The 1,442-nt window shown below is 64.1% G+C and carries 1 protein-coding gene; it reads right to left on the bottom strand.

Annotated features, from left to right (window positions below; all coding sequences use genetic code 11):
- Positions 1-190 precede the first annotated feature (190 nt).
- On the bottom strand, positions 191-1,117 hold the full coding sequence (locus tag CAG34_RS27260; RefSeq protein WP_085593517.1) for a class I SAM-dependent methyltransferase: 927 nt from the start codon (positions 1,115-1,117) through the stop codon (positions 191-193).
- Positions 1,118-1,442: the final 325 nt, after the last annotated feature.

A 1,442-nucleotide genomic window follows, 5' to 3' on the forward strand; every position in this document is an offset into this window, starting at 1 on the left:
TTTGTGTTCTTTCGAATAAGATTTTCGCACTGATTTTGCCTCCAATTGGGCGCCATCATAGCGCCCGAAGAAGGTGTCCAAAATCATTAGGCCAGTTCAAGCCAGCTCCCACAGGGACTCCACAGTACTCAAGACCTGTGCAGTACCTGTGGGAGCTGGCTTGCCGGCGATAGGGCCGGTACAGGCACCATCAGACCTGGCGGAATACCAGGGCCTTCAAGCCCCCCGCCGGGTCCACGTCAGGAAACTCCGGCGGGTTCTCCAGCCGCTCGACGAATGCCAGCGACGGCGCCTGCTCCGCCATCCCCTCGATCAGAAACTCCGGCCCGATGCCCGGGTCGTTCACGCACGCCAGCACCGTCCCGCCCTCGCTCAACAACTCCGGCAAGCGCCGCAGGATCTTCGCGTAATCCTGGGTCAGCACAAAGCTGCCGCGCTGGAAGGTCGGCGGGTCGATGATGATCAGGTCATAAGGCCCGTACTTGCGCACCTTGCCCCACGACTTGAACAGCTCGTGCCCCAGGTACGCCACCCGCGACGCATCGTGGCCATTGAGGCGGTGGTTGTCACGGCCCCGGGACAACGCCGACTTGGCCATGTCCAGGTTCACCACCTGCTCGGCGCCACCGGCAATCGCCGCCACCGAGAAACCGCAGGTGTAGGCGAACAGGTTCAGCACGCGCTTGCCCGCCGCCTGCTCGCGCACCCAGCGCCGACCATAGCGCATGTCGAGGAACAAGCCATTGTTCTGCCGCACGCCCAGGTCCAGCAGGTAGGTCAGCCCGTCCTCGACCACCTCGCGCTGCTGGCACGGTTCGCCCAGCAGCCACTGGCCCGGGCTGTCGGGCAGGTAGCGATGCTGGAGAAGGATGGCCTGGCCAGCCCACTGCGGGCGCTCGGCGAGAGTACGCAGCATGGCCTCCAGTTCGGCCAGCTGGCCTTGCGCCGGCTCGCGGAACAGGGCGACCGACAGCACGCCTTGCAGCCAGTCGACGGTGACCTGCTCCAGGCCCGCCCAGCAGCGGCCGCGGCCGTGGAACAGGCGGCGGGTTTCCTGCGGGGCAGGGTCGAGGGCGGCGAGCAGGTGTTGCTCCAGAGTCTGGATCGGCGAAGTCATCATGGGTCGCAAACTGGCAAAAGCGGCATTCTACCCCCTGAGGGCGCTTCGCGCCCTATCGCCGGCAAGCCAGCTCCCACAGGTCCTGCGCAAGCTTCGAGACCATTGCAGTACCTGTAGGAGCAACTGTCTTGTACTGCCTGTGCTGGCCTCATCGCTGGCAAGCCAGGCCCCTATAGGTACCGCGCATGGCTTGAGCCCGATGCGGTCGAGGTGGGAGCTGGCTTGATCTGGTCAAGTAATTTTGGACACCGGTTAAGGTTTATGCCGCTGCCCTCAGTTTTTCCTCCATGGCTACCGGGGTCTCGTATCCGTTGTAGCTGTG

It is taken from the genome of Pseudomonas sp. B14(2017) (assembly GCF_002113255.1).
Classification (GTDB): Bacteria; Pseudomonadota; Gammaproteobacteria; order Pseudomonadales; family Pseudomonadaceae; genus Aquipseudomonas; species Aquipseudomonas putida_Z.